This window comes from Gibbsiella quercinecans (assembly GCF_002291425.1).
Lineage (GTDB): Bacteria > Pseudomonadota > Gammaproteobacteria > Enterobacterales > Enterobacteriaceae > Gibbsiella > Gibbsiella quercinecans.
The window spans coordinates 352342-376966 of sequence record NZ_CP014136.1 but is presented as its reverse complement, the minus strand read 5'-3'; the positions used below and the strand labels follow the sequence as shown (position 1 = coordinate 376966).

The window sequence follows — 24625 nt, the reverse complement described above, 5'->3', positions numbered from 1 at the left end:
GCTAGGTTCACTGCTCTCCTCAGAAAAACCATGCCCGGAGCAGGACCAACAGCGGGCACGCTGCAAACCTAGATTCTTTCTTGGTGGCGACTTTGTACCAGAAGTGTATATGCATAATTCTCATTTGCATATCAGGGGCAATCTAAATAGCCGCGCCTAATACCGCTACACTTTAGCCAGACCATGTTTCCCTCCGGGGAACGGGCTGGCGGTTTTCATAAAATGGTGAACTTTTTTTAGTAACTGCCACATTGAACGGCATTGACGATTACGGGTTATCGTATCGTGCAACGCCTGCCTAACCGTTCGACATGATTCACCCATGGCGAGTATACAGGCTGATAAATAACGTTAAATTTGGGATTCGCTTTCAGCCAGTTTCGTGTTTTTTCGCTCTTGTGAATAATGTAGATATCCACGATAAGCGTGATCGTTTTGGCTCTGCGGTACGTCGCTTTCAGGTGTTGAAGCAGGCTGATAAACAAAGACGAAGCTTTGCTGCTACCGCTCACGTAGCTGACTTTTCCTGTACCGCTGTGCAACGCCCCTGCCAGATAATATTTTTCATTCTGTCCGGGTGTGACCACGCGTTTTTGCTGCCCACGTACCTGCCAGTCAGCACCGATTTTGGGATTGAGATGAATATCCACTTCATCTTCATAAAACACCGGATGTTCAATGCTGCATTTATCCAGAGCCTTGCGGATGGCCGCCATTTTTTCATTCTTGTGCGGATCGCGTATATGCAGAGTGGGGGCCGCTCTGCGCCACACCAGCCCCGCTGATGGCATCCAGCGGCGGACAGTGCCAGGATGAAGTTTACAGCCAGTTATCTCGTTGATTTTTATTGCCAGAAGTTCAGTACTCCAGCGGGAACGTTGATAACCAAAATCACCGGGAGAGCGGTTGATAAGCTGTACCAATAGTGCGCAAATTTGCTCAAATGGCCACCGGCGTTCACGGCCCGGATGTAGAGATATCAGGCCTTCAGCACCATACAGGGTAAACCAGTTAAGCCAGCGTCCCACGGACGAACGGGCACAGCAAAGCGTTCTGGCAACGTCAGTAACACGACTTCCCCGGTGCAACATCAGCATTGCAGTCAGTCTGCGGGCATGATTTTTATCGCGCGTTCTGTGGATGGTTTTCTGCATCATGCGTCGTTCGGTACGGGGTATTGGTGCTATGAGCGGCATCGCTCAGTCCGGTGGGTGATTTGTGATGTTTGGCGATTGATCAGATCGCACAATCCGGGCTGAGTTCCCTTAAAGTGATCTACTATTCCGCGCAGCTATTTAGAAGCGGACGTTACTAAGCTGGGATTAATAATGTCTTCGATGTAAGTTATACATGTGTTTGAATTTAAAGTTTTGTGACTGTATTGTTGACTTCAATTACTTCAAACCATAGAAACAACATGCGAGCACTTCTGGTGAAAATTTCCGCTTCAGCAATAAGACATTTAGATGAGGGGTATTTATAATGAGCAAGTTTGATAAAGTTGACCTGGCATATGATTTTTTAGTTTCGAGAGAGAAAATCCAAGAATCGTTTACGATAGAGGAGTTAGCAGCAGCCACAGGATGGAAAGTCCAAACCTGTAAAACATATCCAACCAAAACTTGGAATAAATTCATTTCTAGAGATGGTAAGCAATATACCACTCTTGGAGTGAAATATATTAGCAAGGAAGATTTTCGATATATAAACACTCAGAAGCATATGGATTCAATCCCTCAATCAGAACGAAGTGTTAATTTAAAAAAAGCCAGGGAGTTTGCATTGCTTGCAGTCGCGACATATAATAATCCTTTTACTGACTTCAAAACTTTCGGTTTCATAGTAAATATTATTATTGCATACACCTCTCTTTTTCACGCTATTTTCGCCAAAAATGGTATGTCCTATAGTTATCTCGAAGATGATGGAAGTCCTAAGTTAGTAGATGGGCAAGAGAAGGCATGGGAGTTAAAAACCTGCTGTCAAGAGTATTGGCCCGGCATTGAGTCTGCTGAAAAAGCAAATTTACTGTTTCTCATTGGACTGAGGAATATAATTGAACATCGGGGGCTTCCAGCTATTGATTTATTAACATTTGGTGAGTGTCAGGCTGCGATTAATAATTTTGAAAATATTATCATAAAAGAGTTTGGAGAGGATAATGCACTGATGATTAATTTGGCTCTTGCAATGCAGTTGACAAGGGCTACTCAGCAAGCACAAATTGATGCCATAAAACAATTTCAAACTGAAAATTTTAATGTGGTTAAAAATTTTATGGTTGATTATAAAAATGAACTCTCTGATGATATAGTTCAAAGCCAGCAATATAGATTAAGAGCGTTACTAGTGCCACTAGTCGGAAAAAATGCCAAGCAATCAGATTTAGCAATTGAATTCATAAATGTCAGTAATCTGAGTGAAGATGAAGTGGAAAAATATGAGTCTGGCATAGCTTTCATAAAGAATGTCGAAAATCAATTCAAATTAAAGCCAACAAAAGTTGTTTCATTAGTTCAAAAGAAAGAAAAAAGCTTCAATATTACAACTCATACCAAATTTTGGAAGCACTATGAGGCCAGGCCTATTGAAAACGACAAGAAATTTAAAGGTAAATATTGTGGTTACGTTGAGGGGTTCGATGGATATCTGTATTGCCAGGAATGGGTCCGCTTTATTTTGGCTGTATATAAAGATAAAGATGAACTAAAAAAGATTCTCGCCTACTAACACAATAAATTAATTACAAACTGTTTGGCTCCATAGTTACACTGACTAAATAATTGTTAATTAAAACGCAATCATATATAAATGATTGCGTTTTAATATCATTCCGCACGTACTTTAATATAGGGGGTTATATCAGCCCTGCCTTACGTCCTCTTGACGTCATTTCATTCTGATATGCAATTGTTCCATCTGCAACAAGACTTGAAAGTTCATTTAACCCACCACGTATTCCCTGCGAGACCCTAAAGTAAATATTTCTCTGAGCCAGTACAGGGATTAGAAATTCATACTGTCCAGAGTCATCACAAAAATCCATAGCGCACATATCCCACTCGGAATTTATAAATGGATCTATAACCTCATAAATAAACTGAGATGTCAGTTGTGATACATCTATATTTGGAGCAGCAAAATGTTGAATGGAGTTTCTCAACTTTCCAAAGTCATTGTATAACTTAAGGTTGTTAATCTTCTTGCCAGTCGCAGCCCAAACCTTCTCAGGTAACTCTGAATAAGTAATTGCTTGCCCTTTTTCTAATAAACTTTCAAAATCAAGAAACCCTGTTGTTTTATTTACACAATCAGCTGTTGATTTTGGTAATGACTCAAAAATTAAAAGAGGATGTTCCTGAGCAAGACGAGCTTTGAGAAAAATTTCACAAGCATGGGCTGCCTGTAAGACGCCCAATTGGGACCACATAGAATTATTCATGTCATAAAAATGAGCAAGGTAGTTAGCATGAGCAAGTGAACCTGTGCCTAAATTAATCATATGCTTATAGACTTTTTTTAAATTAATATCCATTTATATTACTCAAAATAAAATATTGGTATAATTTATCAGGGTAACTTGGATGTTGTGCATATTTCAATAAAAATAATAAATTAAAGTTATTGAGAGATATCGCAGAAATACGAGGTGCTTGATTTTAAGTGAAAGATACTATATCCACTTTTCGCTAAAAGCTTCCTCATGGGATTTCCTACTGTCAGCATGAAATGGACATTTCTAACACCCTAGTACACCAATCAATGGAAAGCAGGTCAGATTTCTTTCAATTACCAACACATGCAAAGATTTCTGATAATGTAGGCCAAAGGAGGGGATACGCAATGTCAGAGATGAATCCACACGATGCCGCACCGACTTTACCCCAGGATCGGGAAACGCTGTACCACTTGGTCTGGAGCGAGCCCGCGGAACGTATAACTGTGCTGTATGGTATCAGTTCTGAGTTACTGGCAAAACGATGCAGCGCAATGTGCATACCCAGGCCGCTTGCTGGTTATTGGAAAGCGCTGGCGAAAGGGACTGCGCCTGCAATTCCCGCTCTGAAAAAGGTTAAGGTGGTAAAGGTAGGTGAGAATGACAATCCATCAATGCAATCTTCTGCCATTACGGCATTAAAAGCAGCATCTTCAGTAGTCCAAAAGCAAGCTTCTGTTACGAGTAATGGCTATGGATTGATAAATGATCTTAAAATGTATCTGCCAGTCTCCTCAGTTACTGAAGATGGCTATTATAAACCTGCAAAAAAGAAATTACTGGATCTCAACGTTTCTGATTCTGGATTTGATAACGCAATTGAGTTCCTGAGTCGGTTCACTGAAGCTCTGGGAAAAAAGGGTTATAGGGTAACGCTGGGTGCTCCGGGAGAAAGGCTACATCGTATGGATATTGATATTAAGGAAGATCTAAAAGCGGGAGGATATCGCTGGGACAATTTATGGCGGCCTTATACGCCAAGTATTATTTGTGTCGGTGATATGTACTTTGGGTTTAATCTTGCTGAAATGACGGAGTATGTTCCGGCGAAAAAAGTCAAAAATCGCTATGTTCGTGACGAACAGATGGGACGGTGGATACGGGGAAAAAATATTGAGTCTTTGATACACGTATCGAAACATACCCTACCTACCGGGCGATTTTTGTTGCAACTTTACTCGCCTTATTCTTCCGCAGAATGGCTGGTTCAGTTCCGGCAGACAAAACAGTGTGGGTTGATTAGCCAGATCCCTAATATGATTTCTGCGATGCAGAAGGCTGTTCCGCTAATTTCAAAGCAGCTAGAAGAGGCCAGAATCAAAGCTGAGGAGTGGTGTGTCCAGCGTGATCGGGAATTCGCCATATATCTTGAAAAGGAGCGGATAGGTCGGGAAGAGGAAGCTTACCGTGCCAGCCGTACTGAGCTGAAATCTATTATGGTTCAGTGGGCTGAAGACAAACGGCTGGAGCAGTTTTTTCACGAAGCAGAATCAGATACGGCAACGCTTGATGTACAGCAGAAGGTGCAGGTTATGGAACGGCTGCAACTGGCTCGCCAGTTCTTGTCAGAGGATTCGGCGATTGAAAGGTTGCTGAAGTGGAAAACGCCGCAAGAGCGCTTAAACAAAGAATGAACATATTATTCAATGGTTTACCCAGCACAAAAATGAGGGGTGTTATTCTGCGCGAAATATTACTTGGCTGACGGTTAGGTTGAAGCAGTGAGTATTTTAATGCTACCGCCTTTAGAGGTATATCTATGATCAATAATTTCACCACACTTACCATTCCACTCCTCCATCAGTCGCATATCAATAGGGCGTTTCAGTGACCGTCTGAATCCTCAGCACCAGCTCAGGCGGTTCGGATTTTAAGGTCAGCAATCAGGAACACTACAGCTATTTCCCGATGGTCGACGTTATAGGTCGCTAAATAGCCGCTTGTCTCAAAATCAGGAGGCGTCAATGCCTCGCAACCACGGTATGAGAGCGATGGTAAAATTTCATGCTCAAGCATTCTCCTGACATAATCAAGGAGGGGTTTTACATCCTGTGCATACGAGTAAATAACGTGAAAATAGATATCGCAAGTTCCGTATGCCAGCAGCTTGTCGAAATGCTTCTTGATGTTTGTCCTGTCTAATCCTTTACAAACGAGTGCTTCATAAACAGATATTTCTTGTCCCGACACCCGAATGACCGCGTCTCTCTCGCCGGGATTTCCGTTTGCCGTTGTTCCACCGAGAGACTGGTCAGCAACATCCCATTTAGCTAATGCAAGGGAGGCACTTAGAATCTCTCGCACTGCACTGTTAAGGTCATTCTCGATCCTTGCTTCATCCGCTGAGTTTTTCCTGTCGCGGAGCATCCCTGCTATACGTTGAAGTGATGCCACGGCTTTGGAGACTTCTCGTATAAGATATCCACGGAAACCAAGCCCAGGTGGACCGAGAACGTCTCCAACCTGGGAAATTGGGAGCTGAGACAACTGCTGCAAGGCGGCACGTATAGATGAAATAGAGTCGACAGCAACCGTTGCAGAAGTGACACTGGATGCAGGAGTACCTGCCTGTAGGTCCTCCTTCAACAAGACAAGACGCTTGTCCGTCTCGAATTCTTTAATGGCCGTATCAAGAATTGCCATTGCCTCGTCCTGATGCCCCATCTTGTATTTTGCAAGTACGACGACCATTTCTAACTCTGAGCTTCGCACTGCACTGCGACGTTTAGCTACGCTTTCCAGCGCCGCTGCAGGCCTTTGTAGGGCGAATAAGAGATATGCACGATTGGCAAGTAATGAATTACTTGCAAGCTTGTTATCAGCAGCAACAGCGTTGTTAATTTCTCCAAGCAGACGTTCTCCGGTCAACTTGTCCGCCCCGCTCAGCGGGTGAGAAGTGGGTCCAATAATCTGTTGAATAGCGACAGCAAAGTAGTTATCTCTGTATGTTGAACTTGCACCCGGTTTTGATGAAAGACGCTGCAGCTCAGTCCGGGCACTTGCAAGATCGCCACCAGGGCGCAAAAGCTGCGAGGTCGCTCTGTAGAAGTCAAGCTGATCATTTGCTTGCCGCGCTGTCGCCGCATCCAGCTTCGATGGGATCGTCGTGCTATCCAGTGCAGTCCATTTCTCCTCTTTTAAAAACAGTTGTAACTCCAGAGCAAAAAGTGCAAGCCAGTACTGCTGGGGTGCCTTACCTAAGTCCTGCCTGACATCCTCCAGATGTTCCCGGGCAAGCTCATATTCCCCAGCAATCAATAAGGTTTCAATACGATGGTGTAACTCGGGCCAGGTCCAGAATACCGATGCTTCAGCTGGTTTGAGTTGCCGCAATCTTGCTTTGATACCGGGTTTTGCTGTAGTGGGTAGGAACTGACAAAGCTCGGCGAGAAAAACGGGATCGTCAGATTGTCCGAATACCTGCAACAAGTCTCCCTGATTGCTTTTGTCCAGTTTACTCCACGCGGATGCAAGATCCTGTGCAGGTGACCCCGTTTCCCGACTCTGAGAGTGTGTGGGGCTATATCTGTCCGTAAGGGCGCCAATTCTCCCTTTTTCATCATGCTCAATAACACTGCGTGAAATAAGCTTTTTAAGGATTTCGCAGAGCACCGAAGGTAAGGTTTCGTAAGGCCATCCAGATACGGCACGTGCGAGCAGTCGTATGTGTATTCTCATCGTCCGGGCAACAGAGGAGCGGACAGTGGGTTCCTCATCGCGCGAAGCCTCATGAATAAGCTCCATGCCGTCAAATGGAATCAGAAATGCATCACGGTCAGAAGTGGCTTGCGCACACGCTGCTGCAACGAGGCGCCCGGCCATGTCTGACGATAATCCTGCAACGTCTGTCCAATCTAAGCGCTGCTTGCGCGCAAACACTGAGTAGAGTGCAATAACTGGCCTTATTGCAGCCTCCGTCACCAGTGGGAGGCTATTCATCCCATCCAGTACACCGGAAAAACACGCGCGGGGTATATTGTTCTCATAGGCAGCCTGATCCACGAGGTGTCGTAACACTTCAGATTGAACTTGTTCATCTTGCTTGGCGAATATCCCCAGAAGCTGGCGCCCAACGGGCCGACGGGGATCTGCAATGGCCCGTCCCATGCCAGTGCTATCGGTATAGCACCAGGTAATCAAAGACGCGCACTCCTCAAGACTTATCGAACTTGCGTTTAAATGGTAAGCAATGACCGACAGGGAATCCTGCACCGCAAATGTTTTGGTTTGAGCTTCACGGCCTCTGTTAAGATCATTGTTGCGACCCGATTTAGGCTGCCACTCAATAGTCCATTTGGCCGCTAGGCATGCAGTTGGCCGGTATAAAAGCATATCGACCAGCAGCCCAGGATTGGAATCGACACGGAATCGGAGCTGCAACAAAGCCATAGGATGATTCACCGCGTAAGACAGAATTGCCTCAGCTGCAGCCATGATGCCTGGCCCAATATCGGTCTTTTCAAGTTCGGAACATAGCAGACCAAACGCAAAGTTGACCGTATTCTGACCGTGCCGTTGCATCATGAGCCGCTCCATCATGAGGTGTTCGACTTCGCGACTTGCAAGCCAGCCGGCCCTTGCAACTATGGTACGCGGTGGCGCCTTTCCCGCACTGCTTGCGAATCGCAGTTGGTTCAGAGGGATCGCATATGTTTCCTGCAGTACCTTTACATAACGAGCAAGATCACAGTCCCACCCGTTCCACAGCGTTTGACGAGCCAGGGCGCGGTGCGCCGCCTCACGACAGAATCGCTGCTGTGAGAGCGACCATTGACGTTCCCATTTACCATAACCTCTAATGACATGGCACCAAGCTGTCCACTCGAGGAAAGCACAGTCTACAGCGTCAGTATTGGCAGCTTTAAATGAAGCCCTATTTTCAGACACGGGCGCCTGCAATGAAGTCACATTATTTTCAGTATTAATAGGCTCGGCAGGGCAAAGTCGCTCCCATAATCGACTCAGGAACCACTCCGGGTTTTCAATCGGAACGTACTGCTCAAGCCAAAACTCAGCCAGAATTTTCTTTGCGAGAGCAAGAACTGCCGTCGGTTGCTGGTCAGTCTTTGCAATAAGTCGGGGCTTGCTGAGACCCTCAAGAAAGATTTTTGTACTCGGGCTCGGGTAGTTGATGAGAGAAAGTGTTCCCAGTGGGGTTCCCTGCATGATCCAACGGCCACCATCAAAGAAAACCCAGCCCAGGCGGACGAGTTCGTTGAAAAACGGACCATCATCAGCCTTCCGTTCTTCAGATTCGTCCCAGCTTTTTGCCAGGTCTTTCGCTTCTCCGGGATACTCCAGGCGCCAATGTTCGCACAGGCTAAGCAGATCCAGCTCATTCACCTTTTCTCCTGACCCAAGAGCGACGCGGGTGTCGTAGGGTCTGGGCAGCCAGCGCACGAACGCCTGTTTAAGCTCGCTGCGAACATCTAACGGTGCAAACATTCCGTCTAACGGGGGCACTTCTTCAAATCCTTCCACAATTTTTTCCTTGAGTACAAGGCTCACATTCTCACGCGTCAAGTTATCCAGCAAAATGGTGGATACTCAGACAGTATTTTCCAAAAGGAACTGACTTATCAATTCATAGCCAGCAAAGATTCTATAGTGTTGACCCATAGCTCACCGAGAGACCCAGAAAAACGCTAGAATATGAATCACCCGCAGAGCGATTTAACTAGTGTGTTGCATTGATCATTTGAACTCAAAGCTAAAAGCGAACATCGAGAACGGATCCTGATTGGTGCTGCAACATCATTCATGATGGGAAATCGATGCTATCAACGCCGGGCGTTCATCTCTATAGCTGTGTTCTTGATTTTTCTGCGATACTCAAAACGTTTCATGAGGCAAAGAATGGAATTTAATGATGCCAAGTCACAATTGGCTAAGGCCTTGCGTTCATTAGACCCTGCTGGTTCGCTTGGTTTTGAAGGATTGCTTCGCGACATATTGGTCGAAGTGACTAAACTTAATTTTGGACTTGCTAAGTCTGGGCCGCAAGGCGGATCGGATGTTCGCTCGCTTGGTTTAAACCTCTTCGAAGTTGCTCTTGAAGCAAAACGTTACGGAGAAAACACAACCCTAAAAGTGGATGCTCTAAAGGCCAAGCTTTTTGAAACAAGTCGTAGCGAGAATGGAACGGATCTTTGGATACTTGCAGCAACAAGAGCAATCAGTGCTACCGATAACGAAGAGCTAACGCTAGTAGGGGAGGGGCTTGGTATCACCGTACTGATACTCGACTGGCCCGCCGAACCGGGGCAACTTCCCGACCTTGCTGTCCTGTGTATCCAGGCCAAAACTGCGCTCAACCGACACCTTAACGGTATTGATAACATCAATGAAATAACCGCGGCTATCCGATCCCACCCAGAATTTCTTGCTGCAGCAGATCGCCTCCAGTGCCGGCTAACTGCTCCTGATATCGGCTATGCAGCTGCGACTGAGGCAATGAAGCAATGGATGCTTACTGGTCTGAGCAATGACCGTAATGCCGCCAGCAGACTCGGGGGGAAGTTCAATGATGTACTCGATCCAGGTCGCGCTAGAATTCCTCGTCCTAGATATGAAGTGCAACTTGATCAATGGGTTACATCAGGTAGGCCCTCAGTGCTGCTTGGGGATGAAGGGCTGGGCAAGACTTGGCTATTTTTGTCATGGTGGCACGCACGGATCAACGCCGCGGCTGATCTTCCCTTGACTCTTTTTGTACCTGCAAAGGAGGTTGGGCAGGGTTCGCTCAGTGAATTAATTGCACAGTTTCTTGAAAAGCGTCTTAGCCATGGCAGCGTTCAGTTCTGGCAACGTCGAATAGCGCAATGGGTAAAGCTTAGAACGGACGGGCCACAGATCTTGCTGATGATTGATGGATTAAATCAGTACTGGCAAAAAAAAGATTGGGCAGACCTCATTCAGCCTGCTTTCGATGACAAGTGGAACCATCGCATCTCTATTCTGATGAGTTGTTGGCCCGACCACTGGAATGATTTGCAAAAACTCGGGTCCTTGATCCCAAGACCAAGCGAAATTCGGGTAGACCGTTTTGACGACAGTGAACTTGATGCGTTGCTCAAGGAACATGATTTAAGCAGAGAGAACTTTAACACCGCCATGCTTTCGTTGATGAAGGTTCCGCGCTTGTCAGCTTTGGCGATTGAGCTACAGCAGGAATTGATTGCGAGTGGTGACATCACGCCGGAACGGCTTGCATTCGAAGACTGGAAACATCGTATTGAGTTGCGTGGCGCACAGTTGGCGATAAGCGATGCCGAGTTTCAAATGTTTATTACGGAACTCGGCATGCAGTTGCGTAGCTCAATCGATAATACAAGCCTTACCCGGCATAGTGTTATTGAACAGTTGGGGCGAGACAGCGGTAAAGATCGAGCAGATCTGCTATCAACGGTTGCTGAACTGATTTCTGGACAATGGCTTGTTCCCACTGGACAAGCCAACCGGTTCCAAGTCAATCCCACACTGATACCATTCGCGTTGGGGATGGCTTTGGTCCACCATCTGAAACCAACTGATGGGAATGCCACAGCCAACGATATTATCGCTGAACATATCGACCCCTTTAGTGGGCAGAGCCTTGGCGTGAAAATACTCAGAGCAGCTGTCACTACAGCCTTGCTCGACAATACTGTCTCACGTCAGGTTCGACGGGCACTGCTTAGCCGATGGATATCCGAGCAGAATTTCTCGAGTCTCGATTTTGAAGCTTTTTGGCGAATCATCGGGCTTGATGTTGAACTAGTCCTGCAAATCGTAGAGGAGATTTGGCTCGGGGAGAGCTCTGGTTCAATCGTAAAAGATGAAATTATGATCAAGGGACTGGCTAACGCTTATCAGTTCGAGGCTGTCGCACCGTTGATCGAGGCTAAAATCACATATTGGCTTGGTTTGCTCTGGAGTGACCCGCTACAAGGTACCGTCTTGGGACGTATTGATCAGACGTCGCCAAATTCGCTGCGACGGCAAGAAAAGACAGCCGCAAACCTAGATGCATGGCAGCAATTTGAGGGGCGCGAAGCTTTTCCGGCGATAGAACTTTGCGGTCCCGGTAACCCGAGTTGGCTCAGTCATCGTGTCTTCGGCATCATCTCATTATTGCCGCGGGCTCGCTTCATCGAAGCAATCGCTGCCTGGGGTATTTCGCGGGCGGTGATGGGCAGTAACAGTCATTTTGATGAGCTGGCCTGGATGTTGCGGCTTAATCGTATGGATTCGGTGGAAACACGTAATAAGATGTTAGACCTTGTCGACAGACTGCACGAGACCGGGCATCAGCTAGCGCTTGACGCTGCGCGCTGGCTTCTTGAAGCTCTCGCCGATCCACAATCTGAAAACAAGCGTCGGCAACTAAATACATCAGTAGGGCCCATTAGCAATACGTCGGGTCGACGCCCTATAATGCCAGAAGATGACATTCTTAACCCTAGGGTTGATGTTGATCCCGATAAGATCAAAGACGCCGAGCACATTCGTCCTGCTGATTTTGATGTTGATGTTACCTCAAGTCGCAAATTGCTGATTCTGGCGAGAACCAATCCGAACCGGCTACGCGAGGTTGTTGGTGAGCGGGTTACTGGCGCTGAAAGAATGACAGCTGTACCTCTTCGACAGCTTTTGAGGCAAATGCGCGGTTTCCTGACAATATTGAACGATGATGAACGCAATGTACTTGAAGCAGGGATCGATTTTGTCCTAAAGGAAAATTCTCCTGAAATACATAAGGAGCTCAACTGGTGGCACGCTAGACGTCTGGATCTGCAACTTGCTAGCCGTAATGGATTGGTGCAACTGGAGTTTTTACTAAAGGAAGCGTGCGATCGGAGGCTAATGGGTAGCATCAATATTGATCTGTTAAATTTTACTCAAGATGACATTAGGTCGATCCTTGGGCGATTTGAGATTGAAAGTAACCGCGAGACGGTACTGAGTTGGCTCATGTTGTTCGAAGAATTTGCCGATAGTAGCTCGATCGATGGGTGGTCGGAGCTCCCTGCATTGCTTTGTCATGTAGATGATGAAATTGCAGAGTTGGCTATTGGGCTTTCCGCTTACTCCACTAATCCCGATGTCTACAATATTATTGCAAACAGCAATTGGACGGCTAACAACGTTACCGACAGAAAGCAACGCTACAATCGATCTGTTGCCTTGTTGAATGTAAGCATGGCTCTTAAGCGCCCTGAGCTGTTGGAGCGGGCCGATAAGGAAATTATGGCGTTTTGGTTGCAACGTGAGCCAGATAATCCAGATGCTATTCGAAGCTATGAGAATTATATCCGAGGTGCAATTGACGGGCTTCACTCACCCGGAAGAAGTATAAATATTGACCCTCTGATTAATCATAAGCCTGCAGTTGCCACGTTGCTTGACCGTGTAGATGAGGACTTCTGGTGTTGGTTGGAGCAGAAGATTAAGAATGAGATTAGAGTATCCAGCGTCGACTTAATGGCTGCGTTTCCATTGCTTGTGATGGCGGAAGCATTGATGAGCCGACGCCCGGAATTGGGATTGATACTTTGGGACAACTTCAAAAAGGCAATGAAAGATGACTCTTTCAAAATAACGGGCATGGCTTGCCTGCCGTTTATAGCTTTTAACGATATAGCTGATGTGGCTCGCAATAAAGCCCTTATGGATGTTGTTAACGATCAGGATATCGCCGATCTTTTGAATCAGATTGAAGATCATGGGCAAACGGCATGGCTGGTAGACAAGGTACTTGAGCTTGTGAGTTCTGGAGATACAGAGTCACTGGCAATGTCCGCCACACTACTGGGTTTTGCCAACGAAAGTCAAAGAGTGGAGCTTGCTTGGGGGGAGATCGAAAAGCGAATACCACGTGGTGGTTGGCTGGAAGACGTATACAAAACCAGCCGCCAAAATTTCGAGCGAAATCGCTGGGCCCGACATTGGTTCAACTGTTATATCCAGGCGACTACCGATAGTGAGGCAATCGCTGCACACTTGCTATTGGGGGCAACTATGGATAAAAGAGCGAGATTGTGGCTAAAGCGATGCCGCTTGAAAGTACTTAAATTATCTTTACGCAAATACTGGGATCTGAATATGGATCTGCTTAACTCAGCGAGCAAGAAGCGACGAACAAAGCTAAAAGATTCACTTTTTTGGACTAAAACCATGAAGCAAACTCAATGGCCGTGGCTCTGATATGTAGCAAGTCAGTGCAGCCTATCCATGCCTAATGCACGGATTTTTGTGTGATTTATCGGGATCGACACATTGAAAATGTTTTGCTTACGGATCAAATTCTCACCATTGGTGATAATTGACAGGGGGATTTTGTTAATCTTAAGCATTTATAGCAGGTTGTTATTTTGCCTTTTGCGGGGGTACAACCGCAAAGGGTACGCTCTATCGAACCAGGTGGAGAATTTTCTGACCTTTGAAAATACTGTTTCGAGCTTCTGGCTATCAACATACAACGTGTTTCTCAGCAACCACATGTTATCTACATTACTGCCTTTGATCTCAATATCAATGAGTAGTACGCGTTCATGGTCGCTAAGGAAAAAAGGATTTAGATGTTTAACCAGAGCACTCGGTGCGTATATTGGTGTGATACGCAATAAAGTCTTAGAGTGCTGCATCTGATTTTGAGCCAAAATGAGTTGTTCAGCATAGCGATGTTCACACCACTGTCTACAAAACGTACCCCAAGTTTTTCCGCAAACACTGTCTGATAACCCAGGAGCCACCCCCGATTTTTAAACATCTTTTTCTTTTCACTTGGCTCGCGTTAGATCAAAGCCTTCTGCTATTGACCCTGGCCCAAAATCAGTGCAGTGCTAAATCAGAGATCTTCGGCTTTCCGGAGACTTCGGATAAATTCAGCCGGAGTCATATCATTTAATGATGAATGTGTTCTCTCATGATTATATTCCCTGCGCCAGTTGTCGAGTTTGTCCTGCGCATCTTCCAGTGACAGGAACCGGTGAATGTTCAGACACTCATCCCGCAGACTGCCGTTAAATGATTCAATAAACGGGTTATCTGTCGGCTTTCCGGGGCGCGAGAAGTCCATGGTCACTCCGTGTTCATACGCCCATTTATCCAGACTTTTTGAGATAAACTCGCTGCCGTTATCTGTCTGAATACGTACCGGCAGGTGCTTACCCAGCACCCGCAACCCTTCCATCACACCGACCACATCCTCACCTTTCAGCGACCTTCCGGCATGGATCGCCATACACTCCCGGCTAAAATTATCGACTACAGTCAGCGCCCGGAAACGCCGCCCGTTAAACAGATTATCCGACACGAAATCCATACTCCAGCACTGATCGATATGGGTCAGCACTGGACGTTGCAGGCGATGTGCTGCACTGACATGTCTGCGGGGGCGCTTTCTGCGCAGGTTGAGACCTTCCAGACAGTAAATCCGGTGTGTTTTCTTATGGTTAACCCGCCAGCCTTCCCGCCGCAGCTGGATATGAATACGCGGACACCCATACCGTATCCGGGTCTCTGCAATCTCCCGGATACGCAGGGTTATCGCCCGATCGTCACGCCGGCTCTGCCAGTGGTAGACAGTTCTGTTCTGCATCAGCAACCCGCATCCCCGACGGACGCTGATACGGTATGCTTCCTGCAGGAAATGCACCGCCTGGCGCTTCTGAGCCGGCCTCAGAACTTTTGCTTCAGTACCTCCTGCAGCATTTCTTTATCCAGACTCAGATCAGCGACCAGCTTCTTCAGCCGCTGGTTTTCATCTTCCAGTTGCCGCAGACGTCGCAGTTCCGTCATGCCCAGACCGGCGAATTTCTTCTTCAAGTTATAAAAAGTGGCCTCAGAAATGCCCATCTTTCTGCAAACTTCCCCGACGCGGGTGCCGGTTTCGGCCTGTTTCAGCGCAAACGCAATCTGTTCTTCGGTATAGCGGGTCTTTTTCATGGCAATAAGCCTCTCTGTGAGCGGGAAGAAAGACCGGAGACTTCAGTTTAGACTGGTACTGTTTTCAGGGAGGAGATCACTGAAACAGGGTACAGTTAGTGGATAAATTTAGTACGCTGTTCCAGAAAACTGATTACGTTAATTGAGTATCTCCGCTATAGATGATGCTAATTATATGGCCATTCATTAAGTATGGTTATTGGTATCGAACATACCGTTCAACCCAAAATTATCAATGATATGAGGAGATGAATGTGTGCATTGCCAATGTCTGACATTAACTCCTTGAACGAATCGCTACCAGCTTCTGATTGCTTCTTTGGAAATCATACCTCTCGTCAGCTATATAATTGAAATTAATTAAAATTAATTGGTTATTTATCACATCAATGCACTGAATAATTTCCCAATGAGCTTTGGATTCAGATATATTTCTTGGTAAATATTCATAGTGTTTGCTGAGGGTGCATGGCCAAGAATAATCGAGATGATTTCTCTGAGAGAACCAAACTCCAGATCGCGAAGCGTGTTGGATGGTTATGCTCATTCCCTATGTGCCGTAAGTGGACAGTAGGCGCAACGTCAGATGGGGAAAGTGAAATCAACATCGGTACAGCAGCACATATATGTGCTGCTGCTCCGGGTGGGCCTCGCTATGACGGGAATATGTCACCGGAGGAGCGATCTTCTGCCAAGAACGGTATGTGGATGTGCCGCGATCACGGTAAAGCAATAGATTCAAGCGATCCAGAGTTTACCGTAGAGAAACTGCTCAAGTGGAAACGAGAGGCAGAAATAGAAGCTTGGAAGAGGGTACTGCATAGCGATGTGGTTCGTGGTACTGGAGGGTGTGCAGATACAGAGGTAGTGATGCGGGCTCGGGTTGCTGCCGTAAATGATCTCGAGGTATTCCGTCGAACCCATAAATGGCCTGGTTCGTCTGTGGCTCTCATGTTAGATATTCAAGGTTTAGATGAGCCAGTAATAACCAGTGCGATCGCAGGGATGGCTATAAGGCTGGATGATTTAATTCTTGTCGCCGGGCCAGGAATGGGTAAAACCACAACGCTTTTCCAGATAGCGGAAAGTATGTTGACTACAAACCTTGGTACGCCTCTTGTCGTGTCGCTGGGGGATTGGGCTACCGAAAATACGACGATCCTCGACTCTATTCTTAAACGACCCGCTTTCCGAGATGTTTCAGAGGATGACTTGCGTAAGGTCGCTAATCACCCTGGTGTTGTGTTACTACTCGATGGTTGGAACGAATTGGATGCTAGCGCACGTACCCGTGCTCGAACTCAAATCACCAGACTCAAAGCAGAGCTGCCTGAACTTAGCTTTATCATCTCGACGCGTAAGCAATCTCGGGACATTCCTTTTGAAGGAACACATGTAACACTTTTACCGCTTAATCAGGATCAGCAAATCCAGATCGCAGTTGCCTTACGCGGGAATTATGGCAAAAGGATCTTGGATCAAGCCTGGCGTACCGCTGGCCTACGTGAACTTGTAACAATACCTCTCTATCTGATGGCGTTGACCTCACTTCCAGAAAACGCCCCGGTTCCGACAACAAAAGAACAAATACTTCGGCATTTTGTTGAGGCGCATGAAAAGGAAGCAAGTCATGCCGAAGCGTTGTATTCCGGTACTTATGGATTTCAGCAAAACTACATGAAAGGGCTAGCTGAAGTCGCCACGCGGGTAGTTAACTCAACTATTGTTGACTTTAGTGCACGGAAATCGATATCCGACACGGCAACTTTGCTGGTGGACAGCGGGCAGATAGCGATCAAACCCCAACCAGAAATTGTACTAGATGTGCTCGTCAGCAATCATGTACTGATGCGTACAGGGAATACTCCTGGTTATTCGTTTCAGCATCAGCAATTTCAGGAATGGTATGCCTCTCACTTGGTTGAACGCCGGTTGATTGCGGACATCAATGCCCGGGAAACACGAGAAGCACTTAAAGCAGAGGTATTTAACTATCCCAGATGGGAAGAAGCCATACTTTTTGCCATAGAGCGTATGGCATACAGTGATGCGAAACAGCAGGTTATTTGTAGCAAGGCGATAATTGCTGCATTTGAGGTCGACCCAATTCTCGCTGCAGAGATGATTTTTCGATCAACAGACGATGTATGGTCGCAAATATCGACTGTTATTCAGAATCTCGTGGCTCATTGGCATGTGCCAGGAACAGTGGATCGCGCTGTCCGTTTCATGATTACATCTGGCCGTCCTGAATTCCTTGATTATGTCTGGCCGTTGATCTCTGATGAAGATGAGCAGATCAGCCTTCATGCTTTACGCAATTGCAGAATATTCAGGACTTCGATTTTCGGGGAGGCGGCAGGAGAAATAATCAATACCCTGTCTCCCAGAATGCGTTCATTACTTTTATCCGAGATAGCATCTCGCAGTGGTATCGATGGCCTCGATCTTGCTGTCTCCATTGCGAAGAATGACCCTGATTCGCAGGTCCAAGTCTCTGTCATTGATGCTTTGGTATTTCGGCGAGCAGATCTCCATGTGGCTGAAATGTTGCGAGAGGTGAATAGCACAATCTTAGATCTGATTGTGAGCAAAGGCGTTGCCGATGAGATACAGGATGAAAACGTTAGAGAAATACTCGCGACAGCACATAAGCGGCAAGAAATGCAGGCCGTATCACCCTCTAATCGGCTTCGCGCGCTGATCGCTACAGAGAATACTGAGGACGATTACGCTGAATTAGTTGGCATCATCAGCACAATGGAGATTGAATCAAATGAAGAACAGCTGATCGATAAGCTACACCGCAGTTACCCTCAAACTGTTGCAGAGGGATTATTAGAGCGTGTAAGGGCTGGACGATCACTTTGTACTAGTGTGGGCGCTATTCTGGCATCAGCCAGATTTACTTTAGAAGATGAAATGCTGGTGAATCTGGTGCTGGTTAACCCTGAAGACTATGACGCTCGTGCTAACGCCGCGGCCTCAGTACTTGGGCCAGGGGCTGTTGGTCATCTTATTGATGTATTGGCCGATCTTGAGTTATGTAATCAGGCCGAAGGTAAATACGAAGAGTCCAAATGGAAACGCTATCAAGGGCTGAGAACTCGTATTGGCTCTGCCCAAGGTTCAAGCCTTGTTGACGCTATTCTCAAGCGAGCTGTACCGGCCGAAGACAGGCTAATTGAATTGTTTACTGACCTGCTTTTATCCCATCCCAACGGTGAGGAATCTTATAGCAGATCTTTCGATGCAGACACTATTCTGGTAATACAACGGTTATTTGAAGAGTGGGCTAATCGTATGCTTGCTTCGAAAAAAGCAAAGCGTAGGGTAAAAGCAAGAGTTGCAATGCTTGCGAGTCTTGCCCCATCAGTGAAACAGTTACCTCTTTTGAAACAACTGCTGGACGATAACCTCCAGCGTTACAGAGAGTTTCGAAAAGAAGCGGAGACAGCCGGGTGGAGACCATGCGAAGCGGTTAATGAGGCTAGAACCCCGATGCTCAACGAATATCAGAGCGCCTTTCAGACAATTCAATCTCCAGAAACAACTGCAATTATGCAGACGTATCTGTGTGACAAATATTTTGGTGCGCTAGCGGCACGAGTCCTTGCCGAACAATGGCGAACGTTAAACGCTCCATCAAGTGGAAAACGATTTTTAAGTGGTGTTGATTTCTCAAATGTGAAGGCGAAACATATGGCTCTAACCCACTCCCCTGATGAAACATCTCTTGAAGCAGAAGCTATATTTAACGCAATTGACCAACTGATTACGCAAGACGCGACGAGCGAACAAAAACAGCTTGCTGTCGAACTGGGTATTATTGCATCGCAGTTGCCCCATGGGCGGCGTGATGATGTTATCAAAACTCTCATTGCAGTTGCACCGAGGCAAATACGAGCAGATTTGCTTACCAGCATCGTGCTATCGGGAGATGGTATAGATACAAAGGTCGTTGTTGAAAGTACCGTTGAGCTTATAGAGGCAGCAATCGCTGAACCGTGGATATTAAGCGAGGGGCAAGGGTATCAATTAAAAGCGTGGTTACGGCTTTTACCGTTTATGAAGGAGCCTGAAGAAGCCTTGAGCGTCATTCGTAGTCTGCCTGCCTCATATCGGGATCCCTATTTTTTGGAAGAGATGGTCAGAGGATTTTGCCATTCACCTTCCCCATATGCAGAAGATGCCCTTTTCAAGTTAGCCGAAGAAAACACAAGCCTCTATGCGAACTACCACTGGAGAACCACCGCTTTACGTCTTGAAACACTATCTTCGGTGCACCGTATCATCGACTTAACTGCTCAGGGTGTATTTGAAAGCCGATCCAGTGATAACTGGCATTTTGAGAAAATACTTGGGAACCTGCTTGAGATTCATTCTGGTTTGCGTGCGTACATATACGGTTTGTTGATAGATGGACCAATCTCACCGGGCCTTGAGGCGCTCGCCCGTATTATTGCGCAGAGCCCAGACGAAGAGGGAGTACTATTACTGCTCAATTTTGAGAGGAGCTTGAATCGTAGATTTATGGATTGGCGAACAATAAATAAAATGATCACCCAAGATATTCCGTCAGAAACGTGGCAAGGTACGTTTGAAATTGTACCCGTTCCGGCAGGCAGTTTACGGATGAAATTGTTTGAATTGGTGACGGACGGAGGCCCCGATGACGTAGCTGCCTACTGGATGCGTAAGATAGACTGCAGCAGGGATGAATACGGAATTCCAGAAGATGAGCCGCGCCATCCGGACATCGCATCCGGTAGGCCGTGGCCTGTCTCCCTAGCGCTGTTAGATGTGTAGTGGCACACTGATTTGGCCACCTGAATAGAAGTGATATGCTCACCTCAGTACATTACAGGTACCCATTGGAAAGCAGAAATTTCAGCGCAGAGTTCAAACGCGAATTTGCTCAACTGGTTCTTGACCCAAACTCTATCGTTGCAGATGCAGCAGAGCTATGGGGGGCCTTTTCATAATTGCGCGATGGGTAAAACAGTTTCGGAAGGATCTACAGGGCAAAACGCAAAAAAACCTCCTATGACCTCGGAATAAACTGGAATACGCCAGCTGAAGAAAAAGTTACAAGTTTTTGAAATAATAAATGAAAAAAGGCTATCGAGCTCTTGATGTCAGACTCCTGAAAAGTTCTCATTAATCTGGACACTCATGACGCGTTACCCGGCTCAAGCTGGCGAAGCGAATCCAGCAATTTCTGACGCGATATTTTCTGTTCCAGACAACCGAACCATCAATCATCTAGACACATACCTGAAAAAATAGCTTTGGCAATATCGATACCTACAACTCTGATCTTGTTCATGTGATGTCACTCCGGAGTTAACGCAGTCAGTGAAAGTATGGCACTGGCTATGTTGGGAAGGGCATCTATCACATCACTACAAAACTCAAACCCATTTCACCACTGCGAAGCAAGGGGCGCTATACCCCGTCTATGCAGGATAAGTTTTTTCTCTCGTGTGGTTTCCGTTCCCGCGTCAGCTTCCGGCTAATCGTTTCCCAACACAACCCATCCCGCAAGGATAAATAGCACGCATTCTGCGTCCTTGCAGGCTGGAACGACGCCGGGAAAGCGAACCGTCAGGCGATACGAAGACGAAAATCACACCACTGACGGAGAAAAAATCATGACTATTTACCTGCATACCCAGGTTAGCGCCCCTAACACCGCAGCGGCGACCAGCATATCCCCGCTGGACCCGTCAGGCTCCTCAAAAACGAAATTTTCCAAAACCAAAACTGATATTTATCAGACCGTCACTGACAGCATTATTTCTGCGCTAGAAGCAGGCGTTAAACCGTGGTCCTGCCCGTGGCAGCGTGTAACGGGCATGTCAAGATTACCCTCAAATTACGCTACTGGTGCTGCTTACAGTGGGATGAATATCATGTTGTTGTGGAGCAGTGCGTCCGAGCAGGGATTCAGTGATTCACGTTGGATGACCTACAAACAGGCGCAAGCGGAAGGCGGGCTGGTGCGTAAAGGAGATCACGGCACTACCGCCTTTTTCTATACCACGCTGGAAAAGGAAAATGACGACGGAGAAACTGACTATATCCCGATGCTGAAGACGTTCACCGTGTTTAATGTTGAGCAAATTGATGGTTTGCCTCTGAGTAACGAAGTAGTTTTCCCGGCAGAGACCTTTGAGCCCTTACCGCGTGCGGAAGCGCTTTTCCGTACCAGTGGTGCAACAATCATCGAGAAGGGACAGAATGCCTTTTTTGCACCATCAACTGACGAAATCCGCTTACCGGAACGGTATCTTTTTGCAGACGCGGCCAATTTCTACGCTACGGGCCTGCATGAGCTGGTTCACTGGAGCGGGGCGAAAAGTCGGCTGAACCGAGAAATGAAAGGGAAGTTTGGCAGTGAAGATTATGCTTTTGAGGAGTTGATCGCCGAACTGGGAAGCACGTTCCTGATGGCAGACTTGGAGATTGTCGGAGAGGTTCAGCATGAAAGCTATATCGCTTCCTGGCTGAAAGCACTGAAGAACGACAAACGCTATATTTTCAAGGCCGCCAGCGCGGCATCCAAAGCGCATCGTTATTTGATGGATAAAGCCTGAGGGAAGGGGGAAAGAAGCAACAAAAGAATGTGGCTTTAATCTTGTAGGTAAGTGGGATGTGAGCAGCGGTTGTAATGTAATACAGCCAGCGATTGAAACTTGATACACCGCTTTGAGAAAATGGTTGCTTTCGGAGCAGCCTTGAAACCCAACGAGGTGTACGTGGAAATTCAATTGTTGAACAAGCATGGTTTCAGTTTGCGCAAGATCGCCGCTGAAGTCGGCTGCGCTGTCAACACGGTGCGGCGGCACCTGGCTTTAACGGCTGCGCCGAAATATGAACGCAAGGTCAAGCGCGTCACCAAGCTGGCCGAGTACGAGGACTATCTACGTGAGCGGCAAACAGCGGCTCGGCCAGACTGGATCCCGGCGACTGTATTGCATCGCGAAATCGTCGAGCGCGGCTACCAGGGCGGCCTAAGCCAACTGCGGGCGTTCATGCGTTCACTGCGGCCGATGTTGCCGGAGGAACCGCCGGTGCGCTTCGAAACAGCGATGGGCGAGCAGTTGCAGGTCGATTGGGTTGAGTTCCGCAAGGGCGCTGCGCCGTTGTATGCGTTCTGCGCCACGCTGGGCTACAGCCGGGCCAGTTACGTTGAGTTCGTCAGCGACATGAAAGTGACCACACTGATCGCTTGTCATGAGCGGGCCTTTGCCGCATTCGGCGGCGTGCCGCGCAAGGTCCTGTACGACAACATGAAGACCGTGGTGCTCGAACGCGATGCGTACGGCGAGGGTCAACACCGCTACCATGCCGGTTTTCTCGACTATGCCAGGCACAGTGGGTTCATCATCAAGCTGTGCCAGCCGTACCGCGCGCAAACTAAGGGTAAGGTCGAGCGCTTCAACGGCTACCTGCGCCGTTCGTTTTATGTGCCGCTGGCGAGTCGCCTGAGCCAGAGCGGCTTGCAGCTCGATGTCGTCACCGCCAATGCCGAAGTGGCGCGTTGGCTGCGAGAGGTGGCCAATGAGCGGGTGCATGGCACGACCCAGGAAAAACCGGCCGCACGGCTGGCAGAGGAAGTGCCCTATCTGCAAGCGCTGGCGGCGCCGTGGCGCGGTGATATCGCTGCTGCGCGGCCGCAAGTGCAAGCCGCAAAGGAGCCCGCCCCGCCGCGTCGGCCGGCAATCGTCACTGAACGGCTGGCAGAAACGACGCCTGAGCAGCACCCCCTGGCCGTCTATGAGCAACTGCTGTTCAACGTCCGGCAAGGGGTGGCGGTATGAACTTACAACATGAACGGATAGCCCGGTTGTGCGAGGCGCTCAAGCTCTCCTTCGTGGCACAAGGCTACGGCGCGGCGGCTCAGCAGGCGGCCAAGGATGAGACGGCTTACAGCGACTTCCTGGAGGCGTTGCTGCGCGAAGAGGTCGCGGGACGGAACGTGCGAAAGCAAAGCATGATGACCCGCATGGCGGGTTTCCCGGCGATCAAGACGCTGGAACAGTTCAACTATGACTTCGCTAAAGGCGTTAAGCGCAGCCAGATTGAAGAACTGGCCGGACTGGGCTTTATCGAACGCAACGAGAACGTGGTGTTGGTGGGCCCCAGCGGCGTGGGCAAAACTCACCTGGCGATGGCGCTGGGTTACAAGGCGACTCAGGCCGGCATCAAAACGCGCATTACGACAGCATCGGACTTGCTGCTGGCGTTGAGCACGGCACACGCGCAAAACAGCTTGAAGACGGTGATGCACCGGGCCATCAAGGCTTACCGCCTGCTTATCATCGATGAAATAGGCTATCTGCCGATGAACCGCGAGCAGGCTAACCTGTTCTTCCAGGTGATCGCGGCGCTCTACGAAAAGGGCAGTTTAATCGTGACCAGTAACCTGCCGTTCGGGCAGTGGGATGCAACATTCGCGCAAGACGCCACTCTGACGGCGGCACTACTGGATCGGCTGCTGCATCATGCCCATATCGTGCCGATTGCCGGCGAGAGCTATCGGCTCAAGCACCAACGACAGGCCGGAATGGTCTATGGAACACCCGCAGACAAAGCGGGCTAAACCGGCAGTGAAGAAAGTAAAAAGCTAGTCATTGCTGGCGATGGGGGTGTATCAGTTTTAAATCGCTGTTAACGTCAAAACTGTATTCGTTTTAAATCGCCGTTGACATGGGAAGAGTAAAGCTTGTTTCAGGGGGGTATAATTCCCCCTGAGAATTTTCCTGGTGCTTGATGCCAGGAAAATTCTCAGGCTGCAGGGCGGGCGGCAAAGAGCCCGCTCAGCCCTTTATATATATTACCTCAGACTTGATCTGGTGACCTGCTCCCCCCTAATTAATGCAGTGCGGACTTGGCAACATCCGCTAATGGCACGGAGCGGCCAGGTTTAAGAACAAGGAAGGTCTACAATGAGCGAAGAGCAGAAGTCCGTAGTTGAGTCACCATGAATTTTGCTAACAATGGCGTTTGTCAATCAACTGGGAACAGGTCAACCATGGTCTGGCTAAAGTGGATCGGTAATATGCAAATTTATTTAGGTAGATATAATAAAAAGTTCAACGGAATTCTATAATGTCTGTTGTTGTCTGAGGGCGGTTCTTTGAACCGCCTGCGATTTGGCTACGGTAGACGTATTGAGATTTTGCAGACCACCAT

10 protein-coding genes and 2 pseudogenes are annotated in these 24625 nt (G+C 47.7%); 8 read left to right on the top strand and 4 right to left on the bottom strand.

Annotation, left to right across the window (positions count from 1 at the left end; all coding sequences use genetic code 11):
* Positions 1 to 165: 165 nt before the first annotated feature.
* Positions 166 to 1196: pseudogene (locus tag ACN28Q_RS01840) on the bottom strand (IS630 family transposase).
* A 286-nt stretch (positions 1197 to 1482) separates the two neighbouring features.
* Between ACN28Q_RS01840 and ACN28Q_RS01835 the strand changes: the two are divergent.
* Positions 1483 to 2730 (top strand): DUF3644 domain-containing protein, encoded by a 1248-nt coding sequence (locus ACN28Q_RS01835; protein ID WP_095844766.1) that lies wholly within the window; start codon positions 1483 to 1485, stop codon positions 2728 to 2730.
* A 127-nt stretch (positions 2731 to 2857) separates the two neighbouring features.
* Here the strand turns inward: ACN28Q_RS01835 and ACN28Q_RS01830 are convergent, their stop codons facing one another.
* A complete protein-coding gene (locus ACN28Q_RS01830) occupies positions 2858 to 3535 on the bottom strand; it encodes a hypothetical protein (protein ID WP_095844765.1) in 678 nt (225 codons plus the stop codon).
* 308 nt (positions 3536 to 3843) lie between these two features.
* Between ACN28Q_RS01830 and ACN28Q_RS01825 the strand changes: the two genes are divergently transcribed.
* Positions 3844 to 5130: a BAR domain-containing protein gene (locus tag ACN28Q_RS01825; RefSeq protein ID WP_095844764.1), complete on the top strand. Its 1287-nt coding sequence runs from the start codon at positions 3844 to 3846 to the stop codon at positions 5128 to 5130.
* Between the two features lie 220 nt (positions 5131 to 5350).
* Here the strand turns inward: ACN28Q_RS01825 and ACN28Q_RS01820 are convergent, their stop codons facing one another.
* Entirely contained in the window at positions 5351 to 8977 is a 3627-nt protein-coding gene (locus ACN28Q_RS01820) for a hypothetical protein (RefSeq protein ID WP_095844763.1), read from the bottom strand.
* Between the two features lie 375 nt (positions 8978 to 9352).
* Here ACN28Q_RS01820 and ACN28Q_RS01815 point away from each other — a divergent pair, with 375 nt between their 5' ends.
* On the top strand, positions 9353 to 13681 hold the full coding sequence (locus ACN28Q_RS01815; RefSeq protein ID WP_095844762.1) for an NACHT domain-containing protein: 4329 nt from the start codon (positions 9353 to 9355) through the stop codon (positions 13679 to 13681).
* Positions 13682 to 14324: 643 nt separating this feature from the next.
* On the opposite strand, the gene ACN28Q_RS01810 is transcribed toward ACN28Q_RS01815, so the two are convergent.
* Positions 14325 to 15424 (bottom strand): IS3 family transposase gene (locus tag ACN28Q_RS01810; protein WP_095844760.1). Its coding sequence is split into 2 segments (ribosomal slippage): positions 14325 to 15169 and positions 15169 to 15424, totalling 1101 coding nucleotides; the frame shifts between segments, so codons are not numbered across the junction.
* A 468-nt stretch (positions 15425 to 15892) separates the two neighbouring features.
* On the opposite strand from ACN28Q_RS01810, the gene ACN28Q_RS01805 reads away from it, so the two are divergent.
* The 5 genes and pseudogenes from ACN28Q_RS01805 to istB all read left to right on the top strand — a co-directional run bounded on the left by ACN28Q_RS01805 (position 15893) and on the right by istB (position 24032).
* A complete protein-coding gene (locus ACN28Q_RS01805) occupies positions 15893 to 20233 on the top strand; it encodes an NACHT domain-containing protein (RefSeq protein WP_095844759.1) in 4341 nt (1446 codons plus the stop codon).
* 65 nt (positions 20234 to 20298) lie between these two features.
* Positions 20299 to 20614: pseudogene (locus tag ACN28Q_RS01800) on the top strand (transposase); the annotation flags it as partial.
* 464 nt (positions 20615 to 21078) lie between these two features.
* Complete coding sequence (locus ACN28Q_RS01795; protein ID WP_095844758.1) at positions 21079 to 22023, top strand: ArdC family protein; 945 nt, start codon at positions 21079 to 21081, stop codon at positions 22021 to 22023.
* A 120-nt stretch (positions 22024 to 22143) separates the two neighbouring features.
* Entirely contained in the window at positions 22144 to 23250 is a 1107-nt protein-coding gene (gene istA, locus ACN28Q_RS01790) for an IS21 family transposase (protein ID WP_413541212.1), read from the top strand.
* On the top strand, positions 23247 to 24032 hold the full coding sequence (gene istB, locus ACN28Q_RS01785; RefSeq protein ID WP_095844756.1) for an IS21-like element helper ATPase IstB: 786 nt from the start codon (positions 23247 to 23249) through the stop codon (positions 24030 to 24032). Before istA ends, istB begins: the two co-directional genes overlap by 4 nt.
* The last annotated feature ends 593 nt before the right edge of the window (positions 24033 to 24625 follow it).

Bases quoted from the DNA above. Each gene is read 5' to 3' on its own strand.
- ACN28Q_RS01835 (WP_095844766.1), top strand. From the start codon at position 1,483: ATGAGCAAGTTTGATAAAGTTGACCTGGCATATGATTTTTTAGTTTCG.
- ACN28Q_RS01830 (WP_095844765.1), bottom strand. From the start codon at position 3,535: ATGGATATTAATTTAAAAAAAGTCTATAAGCATATGATTAATTTAGGC.
- ACN28Q_RS01825 (WP_095844764.1), top strand. From the start codon at position 3,844: ATGTCAGAGATGAATCCACACGATGCCGCACCGACTTTACCCCAGGAT.
- ACN28Q_RS01815 (WP_095844762.1), top strand. From the start codon at position 9,353: ATGGAATTTAATGATGCCAAGTCACAATTGGCTAAGGCCTTGCGTTCA.
- ACN28Q_RS01805 (WP_095844759.1), top strand. From the start codon at position 15,893: ATGGCCAAGAATAATCGAGATGATTTCTCTGAGAGAACCAAACTCCAG.
- ACN28Q_RS01795 (WP_095844758.1), top strand. From the start codon at position 21,079: ATGACTATTTACCTGCATACCCAGGTTAGCGCCCCTAACACCGCAGCG.
- istA (WP_413541212.1), top strand. From the start codon at position 22,144: ATGGTTGCTTTCGGAGCAGCCTTGAAACCCAACGAGGTGTACGTGGAA.
- istB (WP_095844756.1), top strand. From the start codon at position 23,247: ATGAACTTACAACATGAACGGATAGCCCGGTTGTGCGAGGCGCTCAAG.